This window comes from Myxococcus sp. RHSTA-1-4 (genome assembly GCF_020037125.1).
Taxonomy (GTDB): Bacteria; Myxococcota; Myxococcia; order Myxococcales; family Myxococcaceae; genus Myxococcus.
The window spans coordinates 91,549-114,573 of the sequence record NZ_JAIQDG010000035.1; the positions used below are offsets into that span (position 1 = coordinate 91,549).

Consider the following 23,025-nt stretch of genomic DNA (forward strand, 5'->3'; position numbering starts at 1 on the left):
ATCGGGGCTCATTTTCCTGTGGGCTAAAAGGCCGGGGCTCGTGGGCCACCGGCATCAACCGGTTGGAGGACGGGGATGCATCACGCCGCGCGAGGCTCCGTCGCGGTGCTTCCGTTCGTCTTCGACGCATACCCCCATCGGTACTCTTTGCTTTCGGAAGCGCGAAGCAGCGTTGTGGCGCGTTCAAGGCTTGGCTGGGGAGACCGGGACGGCAGTGGCTTCTTCGGCGCCTGGCGACTCCGGCGGTTTCGTCGCTGCCGTCTTCCTCGCGGTCCGCTTCGCCTGGAGCTTGCGCTTGGTCTTCCCGCTCGCGTGCTTCCTGCTGCTGGGCGCGGCAGTGGAACCGGGCGTGGTCCGGGACTCCAGTCTTACGTCGTCTGCATCCCCGGGAAGGGACTCCGGGCTGGTGGCGTTGTGCGGCGCCCACAGGTGCCGTGCATCTGCTTCACTCCGGATGACCCGGCGAAGCTGCTGGAGCCGTGCATCCGTCAGGGCCAGGATCGCGACGACGGAGCGGGGCGCTTGGCGGACGGCGTCCGCAGTCGGCATGTCGTTGTTGGCGAGAAAATCGGCCAGGAGCTGAGCCCCTCGCAGGGCGTGCTCCAGGTTGGCCAGTTCCAGGTTGAGGCTCACCACCTTCTCCTCGTAGAGGTGGGCCAGAATGTCGTCCTTCACGGTGTCCTCCAGGACGCACGTGCACGGCAGGCCCGGAAAGGCCCTCGTGGCGTGCAGCATGAGCACGCCCCACAGGGCGCAGGTTGATGGGTGAGGTGCTGCAACGGCGGGGTCGTCACGGCTCTTATGCCGATCACCGAGGCGGACTTGCCATTCGTACACCGCCGTGTTCCCGGACGTGGTGGTAGCCGTGCTGTCGGCAGACGTGGCCTTGAGCATCCGCGCCCATGCTGCCGGCGGAGAGGTATTCGCCCGCGTCCTCCTGGAGGAGGGCATTCTTGTCCGGGATGGGCCCTCCGTTGGCAGCGAGTGGTCGGGCCGCTCCACCGCTGAGTAGAAGCCCGCTGCCTGGACGATCCATGTACCTGCCGGTCGCCGGCAGCAGCGTGCCCAGGCCGTGCCAGGGTTCCTTCCCGACGTACACCTGAGCCTGCCCCGATTTCGTGGTTCTCCCGCCCTTCGTGTGCCTCAGCAGCGGCATGCAGCCGAGCCTCATTCGTGAAGCCGTCCAAATGCGCTCAAGGTTCACATTAACTGCAACTGAGGGAGCGCTACGTAACCGGGGGAAGCCCACCCGGTGGCGTACCACCCACAGCAGTCGTTCCACCTCTCCTTGCGTGGCGGGCTGTCAAGGGCGGGGGACGGACCGCGTGAGAAGCGGCCAAGCGGAGGGGGACATCACGCTGACGCGCGTGTGCCAATGCTTGGTGGAAAGCGCCGAGCCGCTGCCGCATGTGGGCGGCGACGGCATCTGGAATACAGCTGTGGAGAATTGCGAGCCCCGAGAGCCGCACAGTTATCCGCGTGGCTACGACTGCAATGCGGGTGGCGAGGCGGGGCACGATGGCACCGTGTACCCCGCCGCCTGCTTCAACTGCGTCGCCGACCCGGACAGCAGCACCAGCGGGGCTGAGCACCCACAGGCTTGGCCGAAGTGGATACGCCAGGCCGCGCATGCGCGAAAGGCGAGGGGGGAGACGCCCCCACTCGCCACGTGCACCCGCGTCGCCTCTTGTGTGTGGTGACGCGCTTCTGTGTGCCATGGTGGGACATGGCAACGCCGACGCGCCTCATTCCGGCCAGCCATCAGCCGCGCCGCTGCGCCCGCTTCTCGTCTTGGTCGGCGCCGACCGCCACACCCACCGTGAGGCCGACGATGCCACCCACGAGGATGCCAACGGGCCCGAGGGCCGTGAACGCCATCACCGAGGCCCCGAGGCCCCCTCCGACCACCGCCCCCTTCACCGCGCCCTGGTGCTGCGTGGGCACCGGCAGCGGCACTCCCGCTGCGTTTACACGCGTGATGTTCGACTGGGACTTCTTCACGATGCTCGTCTGCTTGCTACCCGCCCGCTTCTTCAGATTCGACACGATGGCACCTATTCCTCGGGCGGCCGAACCGCGGAATGCGAATTAGACCGCCGAGGTGAATAATATTCTCAGCCACTTGCGTTTTCGTGTCAAGGGTGCGCATTCTATTGGGCTAGGCCGCACCGCGTTACTCAGGAGGCCATCCTTGCAAACCCAGGGAATCCAAGAAAAAGAAGTCTTCGGGATGGTGCTGGGCAAGCTCGTGACGCAGCTGCGAGAGCAGCGCGGACTCAAGCAGGTTGAGCTTGCCGCTCAGCTCAACATCTCCCAGCCCGTGCTATCGCGAATCGAGAGTGGGAAGGTCCAACCTGACGCGTACCTCTTCGAGCAATTGGCCTCCGCCCTCGGGACGACGGTTCCAGCACTGAGCGCCAATGTCCGAGAGGCAATGGCTCGGACAGCGAGTGCGGCGGCTGCTGCCACGCACACGAATGTGGAGACGCCTGCGCAGGCGTGGAATCAGGCCGTTGCGGTCGCGGGTGTCGTGGGGTTGCTCAGCCTGATCGGCTTCGCGGTGGCTGCCGCACTGAGCAGTTCCGATGCGCCAACTGCACCGCCAGCTTCACCGAAGGCCCCAGGACCCAAGCCGAGCTAACGCTGCGGTCCTTGAATCAGGCGGCCGCTGCGCTCGGCACCTCAAGCTCATGCACGTCGGTCTAGTTTCCAGTGAGGCGGTACCCCGCCCAGTAGAAGGGATGGTGGGTTGCCGGGCGCTCCTCAAGCGCCTCAATCGCGTTCGCCAGCCGCAGCTTCACCTGAACGTGCTCGTTGGCTCGCAGGTAGGCCAGCTTCTCGGCCCAGGATGTATCGCGGAGCCACAACTGCGCGGCCCGAAGCGCGGAGGCGAGACTTCCAGGCGACGCCGTCCAAACATCGAGCATTCGGCAGAGCACCAGTGCCGAGCACCAGTCCGGGAGGACCCACAGCGAAGCAGCCACTGCCTGGCATCCCGCCACGAGGAATCCGGACGTCAGCGAGACGCCGCGATGGAGCGAGGACAGGCTCACGAGCGCCGTCTCACAGCCCGCGAGGAGCGCAAGCCGGTGCCTCCCCGGCGGGAGTGCCAGCAATTCTTTCAGGGTGAGGTCGCCGTCACGCGCCACCGACAGACCGCTCTCCAGCGGGTGTTCGTGATTTGTCTGCCCGTGACAGGCGAAGTGCAGCACATCGGCGGCCTGGAGATGCTCACGCACTTCCGCTAAGCCCGTGGTTGAAGCGTTGAGGCGGGTGCGCTCCCGGAAATGGCTTGCGACGAGATCCGCCTCGATGATGGCGAAAGGAAGTGCCTCAAGGGGGCCATCCTGTCTGTCGTCCGCCAACGAGAGCACGCTCGTCGCTGGAGCGTCCTTCCCATACCCGCGTCGCGGGCCCAGTGCCGTGACACAGGGGGCATGGCTGACGGCGAGGTCATCTAGGAGAGCGCGGCCCGTCGTGGGGCTGCGCACAGCGTGGAGCGGCAGCAACGATAGGACTGGACTCGGAAGGAACATAGCGGCGCCAAATCCCCTCGCGAGCAGGTCATCGGCGACGAGGCCCACGAGGCCCGTCGAAAGTATGTCCAGGGCCCTGACCAGCGCGTCCTCCACGGGGGCGAGCTGTTCGGGCGCACTTCTCCCCGAGCGCCAGTCCAGATAGGCCCTCAGCCAGCCGGGACGGCCTTTGGCATCTTCGATGTGCAGGGCCCTGGAGGTCTCCGCGCTGTAGTCGTCGAACCAGATGGAACGTACCTCGTCTGTGGACGTGCCCGCCGACGGCTCGACCACCAGGGCCAGGGCGCCGCGGGGGATGGTGATGAAGTAGACCAGCGGCCGACCATCCGGCGCCGCCTGTCGCACCTCCTCGAACGAGATGTCCACCCGCTCCTCCATTTGCCGTCCAGAGCTCAGCATGGGAGCGCCCGTCGCGGGCTCGGACTCCTCGGGCCGTGTCCGCCCCAGTTGCCGGTGGATGACACGCGCACGGCCTGTCTCGACAGCGGTGACTGCGCCACGAAGGTCGCCGCATCGGGCCAGCGCGTAGGCCAAGGCCTCATAGACCTCCGCAGTCTCCTCAAGCCAATAGCCCTGGTAGACCGAGGAGGCCTGCCCCTGTTCAAGCTTCTCTGCCGCCAGGACCGCGGCCCGAGTAGCCTCGACCGCCTCCTCCCAGCACTGCCGGCCCATGGCCCAATCCGCCCATGAGATTCCACGCGTGAGGGCGCTCGCCGGATGGTGCGCGAGCGCGTCCGTGACCGCCCTTCGATTTGCGTCGATCGCTTGTCGCAGCGACTCCTCGGAGCGCTGTAGTTCATAGACTTCACGGAGGTCCTCGGCCAGGGCCGCGTCCACGGCGAACCGCCGGTGGGGCGGTGCCGTCAGCGCGGCCTTCTCGGTCCAGGAGATTGCCTCGAAGAGCGAGGCCGGGTCCCGGTGGGTGTCGTAGGCCCTGCGCAACCCACTGGCCAAGGCATGGTAGGCGGCGGACTGGTCCGCTGGAGACGCCGACCGGCTCGCCTCGACGGCCGCACGTCCCGCCGCGAGGACCGCCGCCAGGTGCTCTTCCTGCCCGGAGCCCTTGTGCACCCGCCCCAGCACGGTGGACAGACTGCACAGTAGTTTTGAGTCGATCTTCCCCGCCGCCTTTGAGATTTCGACGGCCCGCTGGAGGTTTTCCAGCGCTTCACGCAGATCTTCGGGTCGTCCCCACCGCATGAAGCGGTCGTCCAGAACGGCGCCCAGACTGTGATGGATGCCGGAGCGCTTCGAGTCTCCGGCCGGAGCGCCCGCCGCGGCGAGCCGCAGCGTGTAGATGGCCCTATCCAGTAGCTCCGGCCTCCCTGTTCTATGGAAGGCCTCGGCCATGGCCCTGCCGAACATAGCCCTTGCATGAGCAATAGAGGCTGAATCCCCCGCAGCGTCCGCCCGGTCGAAGAGCGCGGCGGCCTCCTCGAGACATCGCACGTCGCCCATGAGGTGGTACTGGTGCACCAGCGCGACTCCCAGGTTCTGTATCAGCGGGAGGACCTCGGGCGGCGCCATGCCCGGCTGGGCGCTGGCACGACGAAGGAGGGCGATCGAATCCTCCAGGTCCTTCCGCTCCCCCAGCCATTCGTGCCGCACGAACAGCGCCTCTGCCAGGTTGCTTTCGATGGCCGGCCGGACATGTGCGGTGCAGGTTTGGAGAGCCCTGTGCAGGACGGTGATCGCCTCGTCCAGCGTTGCAGCCTCCTGCGAAGCGCGAAACCGATGGATCAGGAACGCCCCCAGGTTCGCCAGCAGCTCCGCCACTCGCGCATCCCTCGGCTGGAACAACTCAACGGCCGATCGCGTCCGAGCGATGGCACGATCCAGGTCTTCCAGTTGGCCCGTGGTCTGGAATCGGCCGAAGAAGGCCGTGGCGAGGTTCCGGAAGCTGTCTCCCAGTCCGGTCCCTGGTGGACAACCACTGTCGCAGGCGAGCGAGAGGAGCCGGATGGACTCCTGAAGCTTATCGATCACGAATGTTCGATTGAACCTGTCCGCTTGGCCTAGGCCCGCGTTGTTGGCCAGGATGCGGTGCGCCTCGGTGCCGGGTTCGGCCTCCGCGATGCCCAACAGCCACGACGCGTGGGCCATCTCCGCCCGACGCTCGTCGCCTGTTTCCAGGTAGCGGTATTGGTGGCAGAGGGCGAGCTTCCCGTGCGCGAAAGCCCGGAATCCCCTGGGCGCCGTACTGAATGCTTCCGAGGCGATGATCTCTTTCCAGGCCATCGTGGCCTCGGCGAGCGTTCGGCCTTCATGACGGTCGAGATACTCCCTGGAGAGCCCGTCCGCGCGGAGGACGGCGTTGGCCAGCGAGGCCGGAGGGCTGACCGCCAGCTCGCTCCTTTCGACGACAGGGGGCGGGATCTCCTCCACGTCCGCAAATGTCTCGAACGTCGCGGCCTTCAGGAGACGCGCCAGCTCGGCCCTCTGCTCCGGCTCATTGGTACGTTCTACGAGCTCGTCCAGGAATGCGTCTTTCGCCTCGGAAGGCATTCCTTCTGGAAGATGCACACACGTCGAGCCCTCCGCCCTGATGACTACGACGGGGGCGAGCACGGCGACACCGGCCCCACATCGGGGACACTGGAGCGCATGGAGCTGGCCTGTGGCGAAGCGAGCCACGAGCTCCGGCCGCTCGCGGCCATCGACGAGGAGCCAGAGGTCCCACGGGAATCGGTGGCCACATTCTCCACAGCCAACCTCGGCGGTGTCCGCGATGGAGCTCATCGGCCTATCGCCCCGGCGCGGTCGCGAGACCGCCTCCGAGCTCGCTCCTGACGTCGCTCGCCAGGAGCTCCAGCCGGCCTGAACCAACTAGGTGTTGTCGCAGCAGGTACGGTTGAGGAGGCGTGCCCCGAAGCAACAAAAGCTTCTGGGCCCAGAGCGCGGCGAGCCCTGCTACGTGTGGTGTCGCTGCGCTCGTGCCATCCATCCGGCGGAGGCCGCCGCCCATCGCGGCGGACACGATGCCGACACCCGGTCCGACGAGGTCCGCCCCCCAGTTCGAGAAGGCAGCCAGCGGGTACTCCCCCGTATCAGGCCGGGGCTCGCCGACTGCGGCCACGGCGATGACGCCCTTCGCTGCCGCCGGAGGAGCGGCCCAGAGGCGATACATGGGGTTCTCGTCGCAGCGACTCTCGTTGCCGACAGCCGCCACGAGGAGCGCTCCCTTCCCGAAGGCTGCATTGGCTTCAAGGAGCGCTGCGTACCGCTCGAACACCATCACGGTCTGGTGGTAGCTGAGCAGCGCATGGGACGTCGCCAACTCAAGGGGATACCCATTCTTCTGGAGTTCCTCCACCATCCCCGGGAAGTTGAAGCTGAGCGACAGCGAGATGATTGACGCGCCACGCTCGACGCACCAGTCAATCCCTTCCATGACGGATGCGGAAGTGCCCGCTCCCGACGCGTCGATGACCTTCGCCATGAAGGCGCGCTCGACTCCGGGGGCGACTCCGATGCGCGTGCCTCCCACGGGTCTCCCGATGAAGATGCCGGCGCAATGGGTTCCATGGCCGTCTTGGTCTCCCGGCCCCTCCCCCGTGAAGTCGCGTTCCTCCAGGTGGACTCCCGAAAAGGCAGGATGCGTGGCGTCCACGCCCGTATCGAGCAGGCCCACGGCGACCCCGGACCCGTTGAACGTGGAGGTCAACGCCCCGGTGGCCTGCAGGCCCCACGGAATGATGTCGGGTGCATCGATATCCGACGGGAGCGTCGCGACCGCACGCGGAGCGACGAGCCGCACAGGCATCTTCGGCGCGGCCGCGATGGAGGGGTCGCGGGTCACCTCCGCTATCTCTTTCGTATCGAGCGCCTCCACGGAGAGCTTGAACCGCAACGGAGCGTCCAGGCGACCCGGAGGGCCGCGGAAGCCGGTTCCTCGGGTAAAGGCCTGCGCCGATTGAGTGGGGTCTGTCCGAAGAATGATGTACGTCTCGCGCATGTCGTGCACTCCGACTTTAATCCCGGGAGGAAGAAGCACGCCGATCCGGGCCCACTAAGTATAGGCGGAGCAGGGGCCCTTTTAGCTGGACAGCGGGCGGGGGCAGTAGGCGGCGGTCTTCATCATGTCCTTCCATGCGTCCTTTCGCTTTGCGTTGGGCATGGCGAGTGGCCGGAGATCAGCTCCGCCACCAGGGCACGCCAAGCCGGTCCCACAGCGCAGCCAGTTCCATCTCTCCCGCGCCTGTCCTGGCCAGCAACGCTAGCGCCACCCTGTCACCCGGCTGCTCCCGCAGATGCTGGAGCAGCCGTGGCACATCCGCCTTCCCCGGGCCGCCGAGCGCGTTGATGGTGTCATCCAGGAAATAGGACACGTCCGAGTCGTCCTCGCGGAGCGCCGCCTCGACGAGCGCGCTCACCACCTCCTCGCGCGAGAGCTTCTCGGCGAGCTGACGTACTACGGCGGTCGCCTCTTCCGGCACACCGCTGGGGAAGACCTCGTCGCCGCCTCCCGTCACGCTAGCAGGCATTACCGAGTCGCCCGGGTCGCTCCGCACGTACCCGAGCACCAGCAGCGCATGCTCGGGCAAACGGCCTTCATCGCGCGCGAGCGTCCAGACGGATGAGTCGCCTCGCAGCAGCCACGCCAGTTCCAGAGCCTGCGCCCGGTTCCCCCGGAGGACGATGCCGCTGGCGATGCTGCCGCGCCAGTAGCGCACGGACCTGCGCGAGATGCTCACGGCGGAATGCCGCCTGAGCGTGGGAGGGGGCTCCCGGAGAAGCTGCAGCAGGCGTTCGGGCTCCGCCCACTCGGCGAGCGCGCCCACGGCCGCTGTGGCGATGGCCGGCTCGGGCCACCCCACCAGCGTCTCTAGCACCGGTATATCTGCGGGCGAGCCCAGCCGGGCGAGCAGCCCCAGCGCCGCGACAGTGAGGGACGCGGGCAGCACCTCCCGCTTCAGCCTCAGGCTCCACTCGCGTGCGTCATCCGCCGTCCCCAGCAGCGTCAGCAAGTCCAATGCGGAGGCCCGCGCATCGGGCTCACCATCCTCGGAAGCCCTCGTGCGCGCCCACTCCGCAACGCGGGCACGCGTTCCCTGGGAGAGCCGCACCGCCAGCTCGTCCCCATGGGATTCGATATGGGCGATGACGTCCTTCCAGACGTGCTCGGGAGGCTGTCGCTCCAGAAGCCGTGCTAGCGCCTCCAGTCCTCCCAGCGAGCGAAGGGCATCTATCCACGTGGGCTCCAGCAACTTCCTGGGTCTTGACTGCTTCTTCCAGCCTCCCGCTGCCAGTACGTCGAGTAACGCGTCGAGCGCCGCCGGCGCCAGAGGCGTTCCCAGGGCCACGTTCGCGGCCCGGACCGCAGCCTTCTCGCTGCGTTGGAACGCGGGCAGCAAGGCTCTTCCAGGAGAATGCGTGCCCAGGAGCGCCGCGGCCAGGTAGCCACGCTTCGGGTCATCCAGCGCATCCACTAAGACAGTTATGAGCTCGGGGCGGAAGAGTTCCGACAGCTTGGCCAGCACCGGCCGCAGCACCTCCAGGTTCTCGTCCTGGGCTTGGCTGGCGAGCTGAACGAACCAGTCTATCGCTTCGTCCGTGAACGCGGGTGTCATGTCCCGCGCCCCCTTCAGCTGCAGCGGCCTACGCCCCAATTCGGTCCACAGGGCCTCGAAGCGGCTGAAGCCGGCCAACTCCTTCGCCTGGAGGGGTGCCACCTCCTGTCTGGGCTCACGCTCGTGCTCGAAGAGGTCGAATCCTCGCACTGACTGCTCGTCCGCCCAGGCCGCAGGCCCGCGTTGAGGCGTCTGTGCCGACCGCGCTTGGCGCTCCAATGTCTTCGCCGCCAGCGCCGCCAGCTCCGGATCCGCGTCATTCACGAACGGAGCTAGCAGCGCGTGTGCCGTCCCGTCACGAATGTGCCACCCGTGCCCCAGCAGCTTCGCGGCCCAGCGCCGTGCCTCCTCGGTGCCCTCCTGCAGGAGCCGTCCCAGCTCCTCCACGGACAGATTCGGGGAGGGGCTCGCTAGCACCTCCTGGACGGCCTCTCGATGCGGCCCCTGCTCCCCCAGCCGGAACAGGGCTTCGAGGTTCCTCCACGTCTGGCAGTGCTCGCGGATCGCGTCGGACAGGCGGCTGCGCGCCACGTCCGCGCGCTGCGCGAAATGCGCTGACATCGGCGTCTTCGCCTCGGACCGCTCCGGGTCGCCGCCTTGCCGTGGGGTGGGTGTGTAGCGCGACACGATGGTCAGGAGCTGCTCCAAGGAGAGGTGCCAGCCGCTTTCCCGCGCGAGGGACCAAGCCCGCCAGCGCACGCCATCCTCCAAAGAAACTAGCGAGGGCCACAGCTGCGCGAGCGTGGGCTCCACACCGCCGTCTCGCAGCGCCTCCAGAGCCTCGAGCCGCACCTCTGGAAGCGGCTCCTCCCAGACGAGCGCCTTCAGCTCGGCCATGGGGAGAGGGGAGCTTCCGTTCCCCGCTGCCGACAAGGCCTTCAGTGCGCGCACAGCCCGCCACCTCGCCGGACCGCATGCGTCGTGCAGGTAGTGCGCATAGAGGCGCTCGATGGCGGGCTGGTCCCACGTGCCCTCCCCCAGCGCGCCTGTCGCCCAGGCCCACGACCACAAGTCCAGCCATTGCTCCGAGGACAGGGAGCCCAGCTCAGCCAGGGGGGCGATGTCATATGCCTCCCGGCTCTCCACCCAGTAACGAAAGCCGTTACGCGGGACGACCGTGCGCAGCAACGCCTCCTTCTTGTGCTGCTCCGAGCCATGCTCGAGCACGACCCGAAGCAGTGACTCCACCAACTCCGTCGGAAGCACCGAGAGCAACTCCAGTCTCTCGAGCAGTGCATCGACAGGTGCACACTCGCACCACGCGGCCCGCGCGGGCCCGGCAATCCGGTAGTCTGGCGAGTCCAGCAGTGGCCCCAGCTCCGTGAGTGCCCAAGGACCGCGCCCGCGCCGAGACACCAACAGCTTGGCACCACTCTGGAACCGCAACAACACCGGGACGGGCAACTCCAGGGGGAGGAGTTCCACGAGCCGCTCGGCCATGCGCCAGCGCTCGCTCCAAGGAGCCTCCTCAGCATCCTCCGAGCGCGGCTGAAGCCGCTCACGTATCTCGGGGTGGCACGCGGCGAGGAGACTGCAAGCCTCGGACTCATGGAGGACGCCGGCCTCCGCCAGCCGGCCGAGGGCCCGCCACACGCCCCCATCCCGCCCCGCCCCGCCTGGAAGCGCGGTGGTGGGCAGCCACGTCAGCAGGGCCAGTCGCTTCTCCAGCACCCGGGTGGCCAGAGCGGGCTCCAGACGCGAGGGCTCCACCTCGTTCAGGACGCGCGTGGCCAGGGTGAGCGCGGAGAACGGCAGCCCCCAGTCGAGCATTCCCTCTAGGAGCCGGGAGAGTGCCTCGCGTGGAAGCTCCGGAGCCGTGTGCAGCAGAACCTCGTCCACTCCGGGTTGTCCCAGGCCCTCCGCCAGGGCTCGCACCGCCTCCTCAGTCCCGCGTGACAACAGGTAGCGGGAGGCGCTGTGCTCCGCGAAGCTCTTGTGGTTGAACACCCAGCGCCCGGGGCCAGCCCGCTGCACGATGCCACTTCGCTCGATGGCGGCCAGGAGCGAGCGCAGGGTGTCCGGTGGCAGCGCGTCGAAGTCCTCCGAGTACAGCTCCGCCCGGGCCTCGCGCAGCATCGCCCACGCTGCCGCTCCCAGCAGGCGCTCGCCCCGAAGGTCGAACAACACCCTGGAGTCCTCGTCGAGCCGCACCTCCGCGACGGCGCGGCTCACCATGTCCCGCAGCGCTTCCGCCAGCAGGCGCTGCTTCGTGGTCCCCTCCAGCCGTTCAGGCTGGATGAGCGTGGCAACCAGCGACACGCCGAACGGCGTCCGCGCCAAGTCATGGAGCAGCGCATCAATAGGTGCCTCGTCCGGCTCCGGCGTATTCCAGTGCCACAAGCCGCGCTCCATCAGGTCCCGACGGCCCTCCAGCTGCAGCAGCTCCCGGCGAAGCATCGCGGACAGCGGCTCCATGTCCAGGCGCAGGCCCGGCAACACCTCCCTGATGGGCCGGGAGCCGAGCACGAAGCGGCCCGGCCATTCCGTCACCTCCCTCAGCAGCAGGGCGCGTACATGCGGGGGAGGCTCATCCACTCCGTCTACCAGCAGCCAGACACTCCCGGATAGCGCGGGGGAGCGCAGCAGCGCCTCCACCTCCGGCGCACTCCATGCCGCGCCAAGGTCGGCCGCGACCAGGGACAGCAGGGAACGCTCGGGCTCAAGGCGCCCCCCGTCAACCCGCACGGACGGGCCACTCCAGCGCTCGGCCCCCTCCAGTAGCTCGTGATGGAGCCGCCGCAGGAACATCGACTTTCCCGAGCCCGCGTCGCCCACTACGCTGGCGCCCTCCTGTAGCTTCCAGCGCAGCCTCGCCACCACGTCTGCGGCCTTGAGAATGGAGCGCTCCGTCCTGCCCGCGATGGAGACCTCCAGGTCCAGCATCTGCTCCGCCGGGCGCCGGCGGCTCCGCCAGTCCATTACGGACCGGGAACGCTTCCGGAGCTGGTCGAAGAGGAGCGTCTCACGCAGGTGGGGAAGGACCACCCCCATCCGGACCAGCAGGTCGGTGACGCTCTGGTACCCGCACAGGACAGGGGAATAGGACACGACAAGCCCGCGCAAGAGCCCACGCAGTCCCTGCCGCGCCTCGGCGAGCTGCGAGGCGGGCACGAAGCACACGCCCTTCGGGTGGGCGGTGAAGAACCGCGACACCTTGTCCGGGATGTCTCCTACCGGGATGACGAGCCCGTCCGCGTCGAGTTCCCCGGTGATTCCGAAGGCCTCCACGCCCCCGCTCGCCTCCGGCCAGCGCGCCACGATTTCCCTCAGCACCACCGCCGCCATCCAGGACGGCCCTCGCACGTCTTCCCGCTCCAACTTCCAGACGGCCGACGCGTCGTCCCCTAGCAACGAAGTGACCAGCGCCCGGCAACGCACGCCGAGGTCTGATTCCACCGGCGCCGCGTCCTCTGCGGCGCGCACGGCCCGGAAGACGCGGACGGGGCCTGCGCCTCCGACGAGCGCATGAACGGGGGCTCCTACCTGCCTCCGGTATCCGGCGAACAGCGCCCGAGCCTTCCTCTTCTCGGGCTCGCGCTCCAGAAAGTCCTCCTTCCCGGGGCTCTCCAGCCGGAAGGAGAGGAGGTCGGCCACGGCTAGGCAGGCAGTGGCCAGCGCCGGCCACTGCGTCAGCGCGGGCTCCGAGAGCCGAGGTCGTGCGAGGGCCCAGAGCTTCGCCACGCCCTCCTGGAGATGCCCGGCAGGCGCCTGCTCCAGCCCGCAGCGGTAGCGCTCGGCGGCCACGGGCAGTCCCCGGGCCAGCCGCAGCCTCTCGGTGGGGCGGGCTCCCGCCGGAAGTCCCAGGAGGACGCTCCAGGCGTAGCGACCATCATGTGGAAGGAACCGGGTCATCTCCCTCTCCCGATGTGAGCCAGGCTATCACCTCAAGGGGCTCGTTCGCCGCAGGGAGCGCCCCCAGGGTCTGGACAGCGCGCTGGCGAAGCTCTTCGGGAGCGCCAAGGTCGACATAAATCCCTCCCTTCTCAACGTGCGATGCGCGATACGACCAAGCGCCTTCGCGGGCCCCCACCCGGAGCCGCAGCTCGATGGCCTGTGGCCGTGGGCTACCGGCCGGCACTTCTAGCCAGAGTACGAGCCGTCCCTCGGACTCGAACAGCTCGAAGCCGGAGCCAGAGACAGGCTCCAGCGTCCAGGACGCCGAGGCCGCCTGTCTCAGCAATGGCTGCAGCGAGTGCGAAATGAATACGACATGCCGTCCCAGGAGAGCACGCTCCCCCGCCACCTGCTTCCAGAGGGCCACGGCGGCCGAGCGGGATGTCATCGTCGCTAGCCGGCCCTCGGCCCACCCAGAGAGCGGCACCGCAAGGCCGGTGGCCTTCGCCACTTGGTCCGCGGCCCGGCGGGCCAGTTCCACGGCACGGGCATTGTTGCCCAATAAATCCAGCGCGGTGGCAAGGTCGTCCACGTCGAGCAGGATGGTGTGCAGTGCCTCCGGCCCGTCCCCCGCCTCGAGTGCCTGCGAGAGTTCCTCCAGTAGCTCGCTGCCCTCCGGCAATGAGACCTTCTCCGCTAGCCTTGGAGTCACGTTGGCGCGAGCTGCGCGGTCCCGGAGCGCTTCAAGCTCGGGCGCGCGCACGGGGAGCTGCTCCACGCGCCCGAGTAGCACGAGCAACCTGTAGGCCTCCGCGGGCTCCAGCCCCCCTTGCTCCCACCGTTCCAGCAGCTCCAAGCCCTGCTCGGCAATGAGCCGCTGCCATCCCGCCGTGTCCGTCATGGGCCCTCCCCCCGGCCCCCTTGAGGGCCCAACACGGTCAACTCCTTCATGCGGTCCACGGCGGCCCTGATGAAGTCCTCCTGCCTCACCGCGTGGCTCGGCACGCCCCGGGGCTTCACCCGGAACGCGGAGGTGACGTAGCCCGCATCCTCCTTCTCTCCGCCCACCACGGTGAGCACCCCATTGTCGCCCACATAGAGTGTTGCACCGTTGGCAGGCTGGAGTTGGTGCCGACGCAGCCGGATGGCGGATGCTACAGAGTCAAGGTACGCGGGCGAGTAGAAACGGTCGTGGTCCGTGAGCACGTGCTGCTTGCAGGCGGCCCCGGCATCGTTGAAGCGGGCCGACCTGGGATTCCGGACGTCCGCTGCATCACAGCCGGCCTCGATGGCGCGCGGGCGCAGAGGCATCGGGAGGCCGGAAATGATCAGATCCCACCGCTCGGCCGGGTCGTACAGGTGCCGGAGCACATGAGCATAGCGTTCCCACGGCGTCCTGATGGGGAGTGCCATCCGTGGAGCCCCCTTCTCCTCATCCGCCTTCGGCATGGATGGGGAGCCTACTCCAAGGAGTCCGGCTCCGGGGCCAGCCCCCTGATCTGAAAGGGGGCCCTGTTGGGGTGACGTGCGCCGGGTCCAGGAGGGCTCGCAAGGTGCTTTTCACTTCCCGGTCCGAAGGTCTGCTCCACCAAGTACGGTGGGAGTTACCTTCCTGCCAGGCGTGCGGTGGGTGCATGAGGGGATATGCTGCGAGCGCGCGGAGCGCCGGCTGTGCTCATGCGCTGTGCTTTGGAACTGCCCCGTCCACGGCAATCGCCACTACGGAGAGCACGACCAGGAGGCCGCAACGACGCCTCTCCGCCGCAACCGGACGCTATCGGGGGCCCTGTGGTAATGAGGAAGTATTCACCTGTAGGAGGAAACGAGTGGCCGATGACAGCAAGAGCAGGCTGGAGGGCGGCATTCCCCTTTCCGAGATGATTCAGCAATTGCGCCGCGAGCTGCAGGAGTCCAACGTGGCTGCGGAGAAGGAGAACCTCCGCTTCAAAGTGGAGGGCGTCGAGCTGGAGTTGAAAGTGGCCGTCTCTCGTGAAACCGCAGGCGACGCGGGCATCCGCTTCTGGGTGGTAAATCTGGGAGTGAAGCACAAGGAGGCGGGTCAGGATGTGCACACCTTCAAGCTGAAGCTGACGCCCCAGGTAGGGCCCGAGAGGAAGGAAGCGCTGGTGAGTCGCACCTCTGAGGTGAAGCCTGAGTAGTCAGGAGCGGTGAATGCGAGGGCTGATTCCCACCCGGTTGGCCAAGGTACGGGTCTCCACGGAAACCACTTTTCACGTGGGGACTGCCTATCTCATCACGCCCACGCTTCTCCTGACTGCATGGCATGTCCTCCATGGGGATGATGGGGCACGCCTATTCACGAGGGTGGAAGTCCGTACGCTTGAGGAGGGCAGTGGTTGGTTGGACGTGACGGAGTACTGGCACTCGCAGGAGTGGGATGCCAGCCTCCTGCAACTGACCCAACCACTGCAGCCTACCGGCACAGTACAGTGGGGCGAGTATACCCGTGCTGAGGTGGTGGAGTGGAACAGCTGCGGGCTGCCCGACGCGGCGGTGTGGGAGCGGGAGGGGAGGGCACCCGTCAACGACACGGCGGGAGTCCGAGGGCTCATCGAGCCCCATGGCGCACTGGAGAGAAGACAGCTGGAGCTCGTCGTCACCGCAGGTGTTCCCAGCAGTGCGGAGGCCTGGGAGGGGATGTCGGGGGCGCCCGTCTTCAGCCATGGCTACTTGGTGGGCATCATTCCCTCCGCGCCACGGGGGTTTGGAGGATCCAGGCTTTACGCCACGCCTGTCGCACAGTTGCTGAAGGACGCGGCTTTTTTCCAAGCGGTCGACCGTCCTGCGCTGGTCCCGGTGCCCAGTGCCGGGCCGCCGTTACTGCAGACGAGGGCCACGCCGCTTCCGCAGGCGCACTCGCCCGCGGCACTGCTGAATGCTCGCGACCAGGTGGTGCCCTTCCTCGAGCTATGGGCCACCCGTCAGGCCATCCGGCTGCTGAATGCCGAAGATGATCTCCAGGCGCTCACTGTCGAGGGCGTGCTTGAACCCGGCGGGAGCGCGGAAACCTGGGACGGCGTCGACTGCGCCCTGTACTTCGGTGGGCCGGGCGCGATGACCGCGCGCCACGTCAGGCTCGAGCGGCTCCAGTACTCCGGCGACTCACCCGGGGAGCCGTGGACTGTCGCACGCCTGACGTCCACCAAAATGGGGAGCGGGAATACGAGGGACGGCTCGGTCATTGCCCGGCTGGCGAAGGCGTGGAAGGCGATTCGTGACTTGCGGCCCGGCGCGCCGTCGCCCGGCGTTGCACTAGTTACGAATCAGCCGGTCGCCCCTGAGCTGCTGGCGGCCGTCGGGCGCGCCAGCACGGTGACACTTACAGCACCGAAGCGGGCTCCGACGGCCATGGATGCCGACGAGGTAAAGCTGGCCGATGCCTCCGGCCTTACGCCCGAGGAGTTTCATGAGTTCGCGGCCTCGCTCGATCTCGATTCCAAGGTGGGCTCGCGCTTCGCGCTCGAGGACCGCGTTCTGAGGGCCATTGCGGACTGGGCCGACGAGGATGCGAGAAACCTCACGCTGACGCTCCGGCAGTTCGTGCGCGAACGGATGTTGCCGGGACATGACCGCGTCCCCATCACCCGAGAGGCCGTCCTGGTTCATGTCCTCGGGCTCTCGGACGCACACGCCCTGTTTCCCTGTCCGGCTGACATCGCCCGGACAGAGCGGCTGGTTCGGCGGGTGGCGGTCGAGGGGGCGACCCGACTCCTCGGGACGCGGCAATACCTTTGCCTGCATGGTGAGGGAGGGGTGGGGAAGACCACGGCGCTTCAGCAGATTGAGGGAGATCTGCCGCCAGGCTCCGTCATGGTGGTCTTCGACTGCTACGGCGGCGGGCGTTACCTCGACCCAGCAGCCCTGCGGCACAGGCCCGCTGACGCCTTCGTGCAACTCGCGAACGAGATTGCGGCCAAGCTCCGGCTGCCATTACTTCTGTCGCGCCGCGGCACGTCCGACTTCCCGCGGCTCTTCATGCACCGCCTGCACCACGCGGCGAAGGTCCTCGCTGCGGCCAGCCCCGAGGCGCGCCTGGTCGTCGCCATCGATGCCGCTGACAACTCCGTGACCGCTGCGCGCGAGCGCGTCCCTCCGGAGACATCTTTCGTCCACGACTTCGTGCTGCTGCAGGAATTGCCGCCCAACGTCCGCTTCGTCGTAACTGCGCGGACAGGCCGCCTGTCGGAGCTTCGGCTCCCGACGCACTATGAGCGTGTGCCCCTCGGGCCGTTTACGCCAGAGGAGACTGCGGAGAACGCCCGGCTGCGCTGGACGGCGCCACCGGGCTGGATCAACGAGTTCCACCGGCTCTCCAATGGCATCCCGCGGGTGCAGTCCTACGCATTCGAGGGGGAGGTTGCTGCCCCGGAAGCCGCCCTGGAGCGGCTGCGCCCCGGCAAGTTGCTCGCGGATGTCTTCGAGGAGCGATTCCGGGAGGCCCTCGCGAAGAACGGGAACCCCCAGATGGTGGCAAGCCTCTGCGCGGGCCTCATCGCCCTCGCCCGGCCTGTCCCGCTGGCCGCGCTCGCGGCGGTCCTGGAACTGCCGTACGCCCAGGTCCGTGACATGTGCTCGGACCTCGCGCCCGGGATACGCTTGGAGGGTGAGACGGCGGGCTTCGCCGACGAGGACTTCGAGGTGTTCGTCCGCAAGCGGGCCGAGCCGGAGCTGACTCGCGTGAGGGACCTCGCGGCGACGTGGCTTCTGGCCCGGGCACGAGACGATTCCTATGCGGCAATGCACGTCGCCCCGGCACTGTCCGGCGCGGAGCGCTTTGCCGACCTGCTCTCGCTGGTCGAAAAGGAGCCGAGCCCGGTCGCCATTCGCGACCCCATTCAGCGGCGCGAGGCGGAGGTCCAGCGGCTACGGCTCGCCCTGTCCGCCTCACGCGCCGCTGGCAACCCGTCCCGCGCCCTGCGCTACGTCCTGCTCGGGGCGGAGGGCATCCGCACCGAAGACGCTCTGAGGAGCCTGCTCGCTGACAATCCGGACCTCGCGGCGCGTTTCGCCACCGACACCATCGGGCGCTTGCTCCTGTCGAATCCCGACCACCGGCCACACCACGGACAGCTGCTATTCCACCAACTCGTTGTCCACGCCGAGCGCGGCGACGCCATCTCTTACCGTGAGGGGATGCGGGTAATTGCCGCGTGGATGGAGGCGAGGAAATCCGCCCCGCCGGGTCCGGCAGGCTTCCCCCGCGAGGCTTGGCCGCTCGACGTCGCTGCAGTCGCTGCAGACGCAGAGGCCGCGTTCAAACTGGAAGGACCGATGGCGGGCGTGCGGCAGCTGACTCGCTGGCGCCCGCGTTCCCTCCAACTCAAGGTTGCCCTGGTGCTGCCATCACGCCTCATCACTGAGGGCCGGGCCGCTGCGGTGGAGGCGCTGCTCGGAGAGGACGGTCTGGGGCCCACGACAGGGCTCTTCCTCCGGATTCCTCTCGCTCTGGCTGGGCGCCCTATCGACCTCGGCCTCTTGGAGACAGGCCTTGCGAGGCTCTCCCGACGGAGCTGGGTCACCAGTTTTTTTGACGGATTCCACGACCGAGACTCGTTCCAATCCCGACTCATCGACCTCCTCCTGACAGGATGTGAGGTGCTGACCGCGCGCGACCCCTCGCGGGTTGGCGTGGATACCATCCTCGAGCGCTTCCTGGAGCTGGGGTGGCGGCGGATCGACCGGCACGACACGTCGAGCCCGCAGAAGCTCGATGTCGTGTTCCGCGCCTATGTGCTACGGGAGGCCCGCGCCGGGCGCGTCCCCACCGCCTCCGGCATTTTCGAGCCAAGGCCGCAGGAGGAGTCGAAGGGTACCAAGAGGAGGGGAGCGGACGATGGGTATGCGGAGCGCCATGACCGCGAGCTCCGTGAGTTCACAGAGGCGACGTTCCCAATCTATGCCGCTGTTGGCTGCGCACTTGCGGGGCTGAGAACGGGCGAGCAGGCTGTAGAGGAACTGAAGCGGGCCGCTGGCTCGGTCGGGAGCAGCAGTTGGCGCTGGCGGGACACCATCGGCTACGACGACGCCCGAAAGCTGGCGGCGCGCCACATGCTCGTCCTCTTCGCGACCGGCTATCACTCATCGCTCCTGATGGGCCTCGCCTTGGGCATCGACGATGCCTGGAGAAAGGGCCACGAGGCTCCTGACGAGGGTCTGGTTTCGCGCCTCTCGCTCCGGGGCGAACTGCATGATGCACTCGTCACGGCGCTCACAGAAGCTGCGAAGGTGGCTTCCGGAATCCGGAAGGGGGCCCGGGACAAGTCGAACACTCTGGTACGGCACACGCGCCTTCTCGTACCGTTGAGCCCAGACGACGCCGGGCAAGTCTTCCGCCTCGCCGTCGACGCAGCGGGGGAATTCGACGCAGAGGGTCGCGCGCAGCTCATCATGCTGGAGAAACTCGTCCAGCACGCTGGAGCGGCAGTCCCCGACCGGCGCCGGACCGCGCTCGCGCTCGGAGAGGTCGTGGCCGACGCCGCCATCCGGCTCGACGGTGACCGGCATTTCCCCTGGCAGCAGTCCATGGGCGCCCTTGCCCGCCTCGACACTCCCCTCGCACTTGCTGCCGTCTCAAGGTGGGACGTGCTCGGGACGGCCAACCTCTCGGAGACACTTCCCCCGGTTCTCTGCGCCTCCCTGGACACGGACGCGCTCAGCCCTGCCCAGGCCTCCGCGCTCGCGCTCGCACTGGAGCACGACGACACAGTTCTTGCGGCCTCGCTCTCCAAGGCACGGTCCATCGGCGAACCGAACCTCCGTGTGCTCCAGGAAGAGGCTGCGCGCGACCTGCTCCTCCGCCCGAGGCGGGCGGGAGTTCCTTCGGAGTTGGTCGCCGCCGTAGCGGGGGCGGCTGGGCCCCTTGCCAAGGAAGTGCTTGCACGCGAGCAGTTCGAGCGAACGCTCCCTCACCCACAACCAGAGCCGACGTCTGGGCGCTTGGCGGAATCGGCCAACGACGTCCTTGCACGGTACACGTGGGCCCCGGAGGCCCTCGTGGACGCGACGGCCCTAGCGGCCGCCGTCCAGGCACTCCAAGTCCGCGCTCGCGAGGAGAAGAGCTACCTCTCGAAGCGCGAAATCCTGGCCTCCGCGCGCGGCTCCGTGCCGATTCGCGACAGGAGCCGCCACCTGGACTCCCTGTTGACGATGGGGAACGACGACGAAATGGGCGAGGTGGCGCCCGCGCTGGCGAGCGCGCTGGATGCGTGGCGAAATCCCGGTGTGGCCACCTGGTGCGAGGCCCATCTGCCCGGCCTCATCAGGGCTTGGCTCCCGAGGCTTGCTCGTTTTCTGCCCTACGACCCGGACGAGCTCACGCCCTTCCTGTCCCGCACGGGATTGTCGGCACAGGCGCAGCGAGACCTCCTTCTTGAGGCGGTCCAGAGGCACGTAGACGCCTTGACCTCCGAGGCAATCTTCGGCCTCGTGGCATACATTGGTAGGATGCTGCTAGGAGCTGAGGCGTCCAACGTCCTCGACTGGTATGTGGCACGGCTCGCGTCGCGTATCGACGAGAAGCACCTGGAACGCGTCGGCCCGGCCACCCAACTTCCCACGACTGCGACAGACGCAGTCGCACGATTCTTGGTGGCACAGTTAGGCTCGCCGGACACTCGGGCGCGCTGGCGGGCGGCGCACGCCCTCCGGCGTCTGGCGCGCACGGGAGAGCAGCACACCCTTGAGGCCTTCGGGGACCAGTACGGGCGGGAGGAGGAGCCGGTCTTCTCTGGCCCCACACCAGCCTTCTACGAACTCGCCGCCCGCCTCTGGGCGGTCATTGCACTCGACCGGGTTTCAGGCGAGTGTCCGAATAATATGGGAAGGGTCGCCAGTCGGGTGCTCCTGGAAACGGCCCTCGACGACGCCTTCCCGCATCTTCTCCTGCGCGCCTTCGCGCGCGATGCGTGCGACAAGCTCATCACCGCGGGCATGCTCGAGCCGACTTCAGCCGAGCTCGAGCGCCTCGCAAAGGTGAACCAGTCCCCCCTGCCTAGGGTCAAGGTGAAGAACCGCTACGGGCGCGTCGGGTTCAGACGAGAGCAGAAGGAGCGGCGCTTCCGCTTCGACAGCCTCGACACCCTGCCGTACTGGTACGAGCGGATGCTGTGGGCCTTCGCGGGGCTGGACGGCGACAGGTTCCTGGATGAGGCCGAGCGCTGGATTGTTGACGCCTGGGGGTGGAGTCAGTCGGCACTGGACGGGGTCCCCAGACTGCCCCGACCGTTTCTTTCCGACCGCGAACGGGCGCTGACGAGCCACCGACAGGGCTCCCGCCCCACCATCGAGCCGCTGAGAACCCATCTTGAGTGGCACGCGATGTGGTGTGCGGCGGGCGAACTGGTGAAGACAATCCCATTGCAGGAGGATGAAACCGACGACTGGAACGACTTGGGCAACCGCATTCTGCGCAACCAGTTGTCCGAGCCCCCAGTGTGGTCGGCAGACCTGTTGGTGCCGAAGCCGCTACATCCGCGTCACTGGTTGCTGGCCCGGGAGCCGCTGCCGAGCTGGGTTGCCTCTGTCACCGAAGCGGACCACCGACTCGCCATGCTAGCGCCCGAGCGGCCCGACTACGTCGTGGTGGACGGGCACGAGCAGACGACCGCCGGCGACCGCTCGCAGGAGTTCCACGTCTCCAGCGCGCTTGTCGAGCCCGCGACGGCGCCAGCCCTGCTGCGCGCGCTCCAGACCATGCAGGACTCCTGGGACTACAAGCTGCCGAACGAGGGCGAGGACGAGTTTGAGAGCGACGAGCCCCCCTACCGGCTGCTGGGCTGGCTCTGCAGCCCGCAGCGCGACCAGGGCATTGACGAGGACGACCCATTCAAGGGCTACGCCCGATACGTCGACACGCTGCCGGGGCGGCGCGTCCAGTCCGTCTGCAGGCTGACTCGGGACCCGTCAGGCGCGCCGCGCTGGCTTCAAGACGCCTCTCGACCTCCCATGTTCATCCACGAGACCTGGGGCGAGCGCGAGGAGGACGAGGACCACCGGAACTCCGGCACGCGCTCCGTCGGGCGGCGCCTGCTTGCGCACCGGGAGCAGTTGCTGGAATTCCTGCATGGCGAGAAGTTAGACCTCGTCGTTTCAGTGGAGGTAACACGACGTGGCCGTGAAACCCGACGATACGCTGGCGCAGAAGACGCAGAGCCACCAGAGGCGCGATTCGAAAGAGTCTACCGCCTCGACGGAGTCGGAGGGCTCCACATTGCCGAAGGACACCTTGGCGCTTGGGCGGGAGTTGGTCCGCAACCTTGAACTCGACGCCCGGGGGACGATGCTGGAGCGCTGGCTCGCGCACCACCTTGCGGAGTTGATGGTCGAGGCCGAGAAGGCGACCGGCTCCGCGAAGGCGGACGCCGTGGCGCGCGCTGCGGACATCATCCTGCGACTGTGGGCGAAGCGCCGCGACATGCCGGCCACCGCCGACCCACTCGGCGGTTACCGGGAGGCGATTGCCGTGCTCTCGCGTCTCATGCCCGACCACAACCCATGGGAGTCCTACGCCCGCCAAGGCGATGAAGAGCAGGTGCTGCACGCGCTTTTTGACTGTATGGCGCGCGTCGTTGTGTGCGGCCTGCTGCGGACAGCATTGCGTCCGCGCGAGGTAGGCGCCGCCGAAAAGGAGGCGCTGGAGCCGGAGGAACTTGCCCTTCGGGAGCAACTCGACTGGTGGGAGAAGGTGATATTCGGTCCGGAAGACAACCAGGCCGTCCCTTCAACCAATGCAGGTGAGGAAGGGGAGCCGCGCGCGGCCGCTGCCCTCGGGCAGACTGGTGGGCAGTCCTCTGACCCGTCGGATGAGCACGGGGGCAGCGAGGAGGAAGCATCCGACGGCGCCTACGATAGCGACGAGGTGGAGGACGCCAACGGCAACCGTGCTGCACTCAGGCTGCGCGCGCACGAGGCGGCGACGAAGCATTTGGAGCGTTTTCAGCAGGAGCTGGCGACGTTGATTCAGCGGTGGCGCGCCACCTCGAGACAGACCTAGGAGCGTGTTGGAGTAACGGCAAGAACCTACTTGAGGCGTAGGCAAGGGCGTGATGCGCTTGCCTACCCATGAG

11 protein-coding genes are annotated in these 23,025 nt (G+C 67.7%); 4 read left to right on the forward strand and 7 right to left on the reverse strand.

Annotation, left to right across the window (positions count from 1 at the left end; genetic code table 11):
• Nucleotides 1–183 precede the first annotated feature (183 nt).
• Together K8638_RS35720 and K8638_RS35725 are read right to left on the reverse strand one after the other, a co-directional pair.
• Nucleotides 184–675 carry a hypothetical protein gene (locus K8638_RS35720; protein ID WP_223759190.1) on the reverse strand — a complete coding sequence of 164 codons (492 nt, stop codon included), beginning with the start codon at nt 673–675 and terminating at the stop codon, nt 184–186.
• Nucleotides 676–1,761: 1,086 nt separating this feature from the next.
• Nucleotides 1,762–2,046 (reverse strand): hypothetical protein, encoded by a 285-nt coding sequence (locus K8638_RS35725; protein WP_223759191.1) that lies wholly within the window; start codon nt 2,044–2,046, stop codon nt 1,762–1,764.
• A 145-nt stretch (nt 2,047–2,191) separates the two neighbouring features.
• On the opposite strand from K8638_RS35725, the gene K8638_RS35730 reads away from it, so the two are divergent.
• The gene (locus K8638_RS35730) at nt 2,192–2,641 is read left to right on the forward strand and encodes a helix-turn-helix domain-containing protein (RefSeq protein ID WP_223759192.1); all 450 of its coding nucleotides are present in this window, start codon (nt 2,192–2,194) and stop codon (nt 2,639–2,641) included.
• Between the two features lie 61 nt (nt 2,642–2,702).
• On the opposite strand, the gene K8638_RS35735 is transcribed toward K8638_RS35730, so the two are convergent.
• From K8638_RS35735 to K8638_RS35755, 5 genes are all read right to left on the reverse strand, one after another.
• Nucleotides 2,703–6,275, reverse strand: coding sequence for a CHAT domain-containing protein (locus K8638_RS35735; RefSeq protein ID WP_223759193.1), 3,573 nt, complete (start codon nt 6,273–6,275; stop codon nt 2,703–2,705).
• A gap of 4 nt (nt 6,276–6,279) precedes the next feature.
• Nucleotides 6,280–7,491: a S8 family serine peptidase gene (locus tag K8638_RS35740; protein ID WP_223759194.1), complete on the reverse strand. Its 1,212-nt coding sequence runs from the start codon at nt 7,489–7,491 to the stop codon at nt 6,280–6,282.
• A gap of 178 nt (nt 7,492–7,669) precedes the next feature.
• Nucleotides 7,670–12,958 (reverse strand): hypothetical protein, encoded by a 5,289-nt coding sequence (locus K8638_RS35745; protein WP_223759195.1) that lies wholly within the window; start codon nt 12,956–12,958, stop codon nt 7,670–7,672.
• A complete protein-coding gene (locus K8638_RS35750) occupies nt 12,936–13,841 on the reverse strand; it encodes a hypothetical protein (RefSeq protein WP_223759196.1) in 906 nt (301 codons plus the stop codon). The genes K8638_RS35745 and K8638_RS35750 overlap by 23 nt, the downstream gene beginning before the upstream one ends.
• A complete protein-coding gene (locus K8638_RS35755; protein ID WP_223759197.1) occupies nt 13,838–14,353 on the reverse strand; it encodes a hypothetical protein in 516 nt (171 codons plus the stop codon). Before K8638_RS35755 ends, K8638_RS35750 begins: the two co-directional genes overlap by 4 nt.
• A gap of 413 nt (nt 14,354–14,766) precedes the next feature.
• Between K8638_RS35755 and K8638_RS45405 the strand changes: the two genes are divergently transcribed.
• From K8638_RS45405 to K8638_RS35770, 3 genes are read left to right on the forward strand one after another with little or no spacing between them, the layout of a single operon-like run.
• Complete coding sequence (locus K8638_RS45405) at nt 14,767–15,099, forward strand: trypco2 family protein (RefSeq protein ID WP_223759198.1); 333 nt, start codon at nt 14,767–14,769, stop codon at nt 15,097–15,099.
• Between the two features lie 13 nt (nt 15,100–15,112).
• The gene (locus K8638_RS35765; RefSeq protein WP_223759199.1) at nt 15,113–22,219 is read left to right on the forward strand and encodes a trypsin-like peptidase domain-containing protein; all 7,107 of its coding nucleotides are present in this window, start codon (nt 15,113–15,115) and stop codon (nt 22,217–22,219) included.
• Entirely contained in the window at nt 22,170–22,952 is a 783-nt protein-coding gene (locus K8638_RS35770) for a hypothetical protein (protein WP_223759200.1), read from the forward strand. The genes K8638_RS35765 and K8638_RS35770 overlap by 50 nt, the downstream gene beginning before the upstream one ends.
• The last annotated feature ends 73 nt before the right edge of the window (nt 22,953–23,025 follow it).

Excerpts from the sequence above, each read along its gene's own strand:
- K8638_RS35735 (WP_223759193.1), bottom strand. The coding sequence starts at position 6,275 with ATGAGCTCCATCGCGGACACCGCCGAGGTTGGCTGTGGAGAATGTGGC.
- K8638_RS35740 (WP_223759194.1), bottom strand. The coding sequence starts at position 7,491 with ATGCGCGAGACGTACATCATTCTTCGGACAGACCCCACTCAATCGGCG.
- K8638_RS35745 (WP_223759195.1), bottom strand. The coding sequence starts at position 12,958 with ATGACCCGGTTCCTTCCACATGATGGTCGCTACGCCTGGAGCGTCCTC.
- K8638_RS35750 (WP_223759196.1), bottom strand. The coding sequence starts at position 13,841 with ATGACGGACACGGCGGGATGGCAGCGGCTCATTGCCGAGCAGGGCTTG.
- K8638_RS35755 (WP_223759197.1), bottom strand. The coding sequence starts at position 14,353 with ATGGCACTCCCCATCAGGACGCCGTGGGAACGCTATGCTCATGTGCTC.
- K8638_RS35765 (WP_223759199.1), top strand. The coding sequence starts at position 15,113 with ATGCGAGGGCTGATTCCCACCCGGTTGGCCAAGGTACGGGTCTCCACG.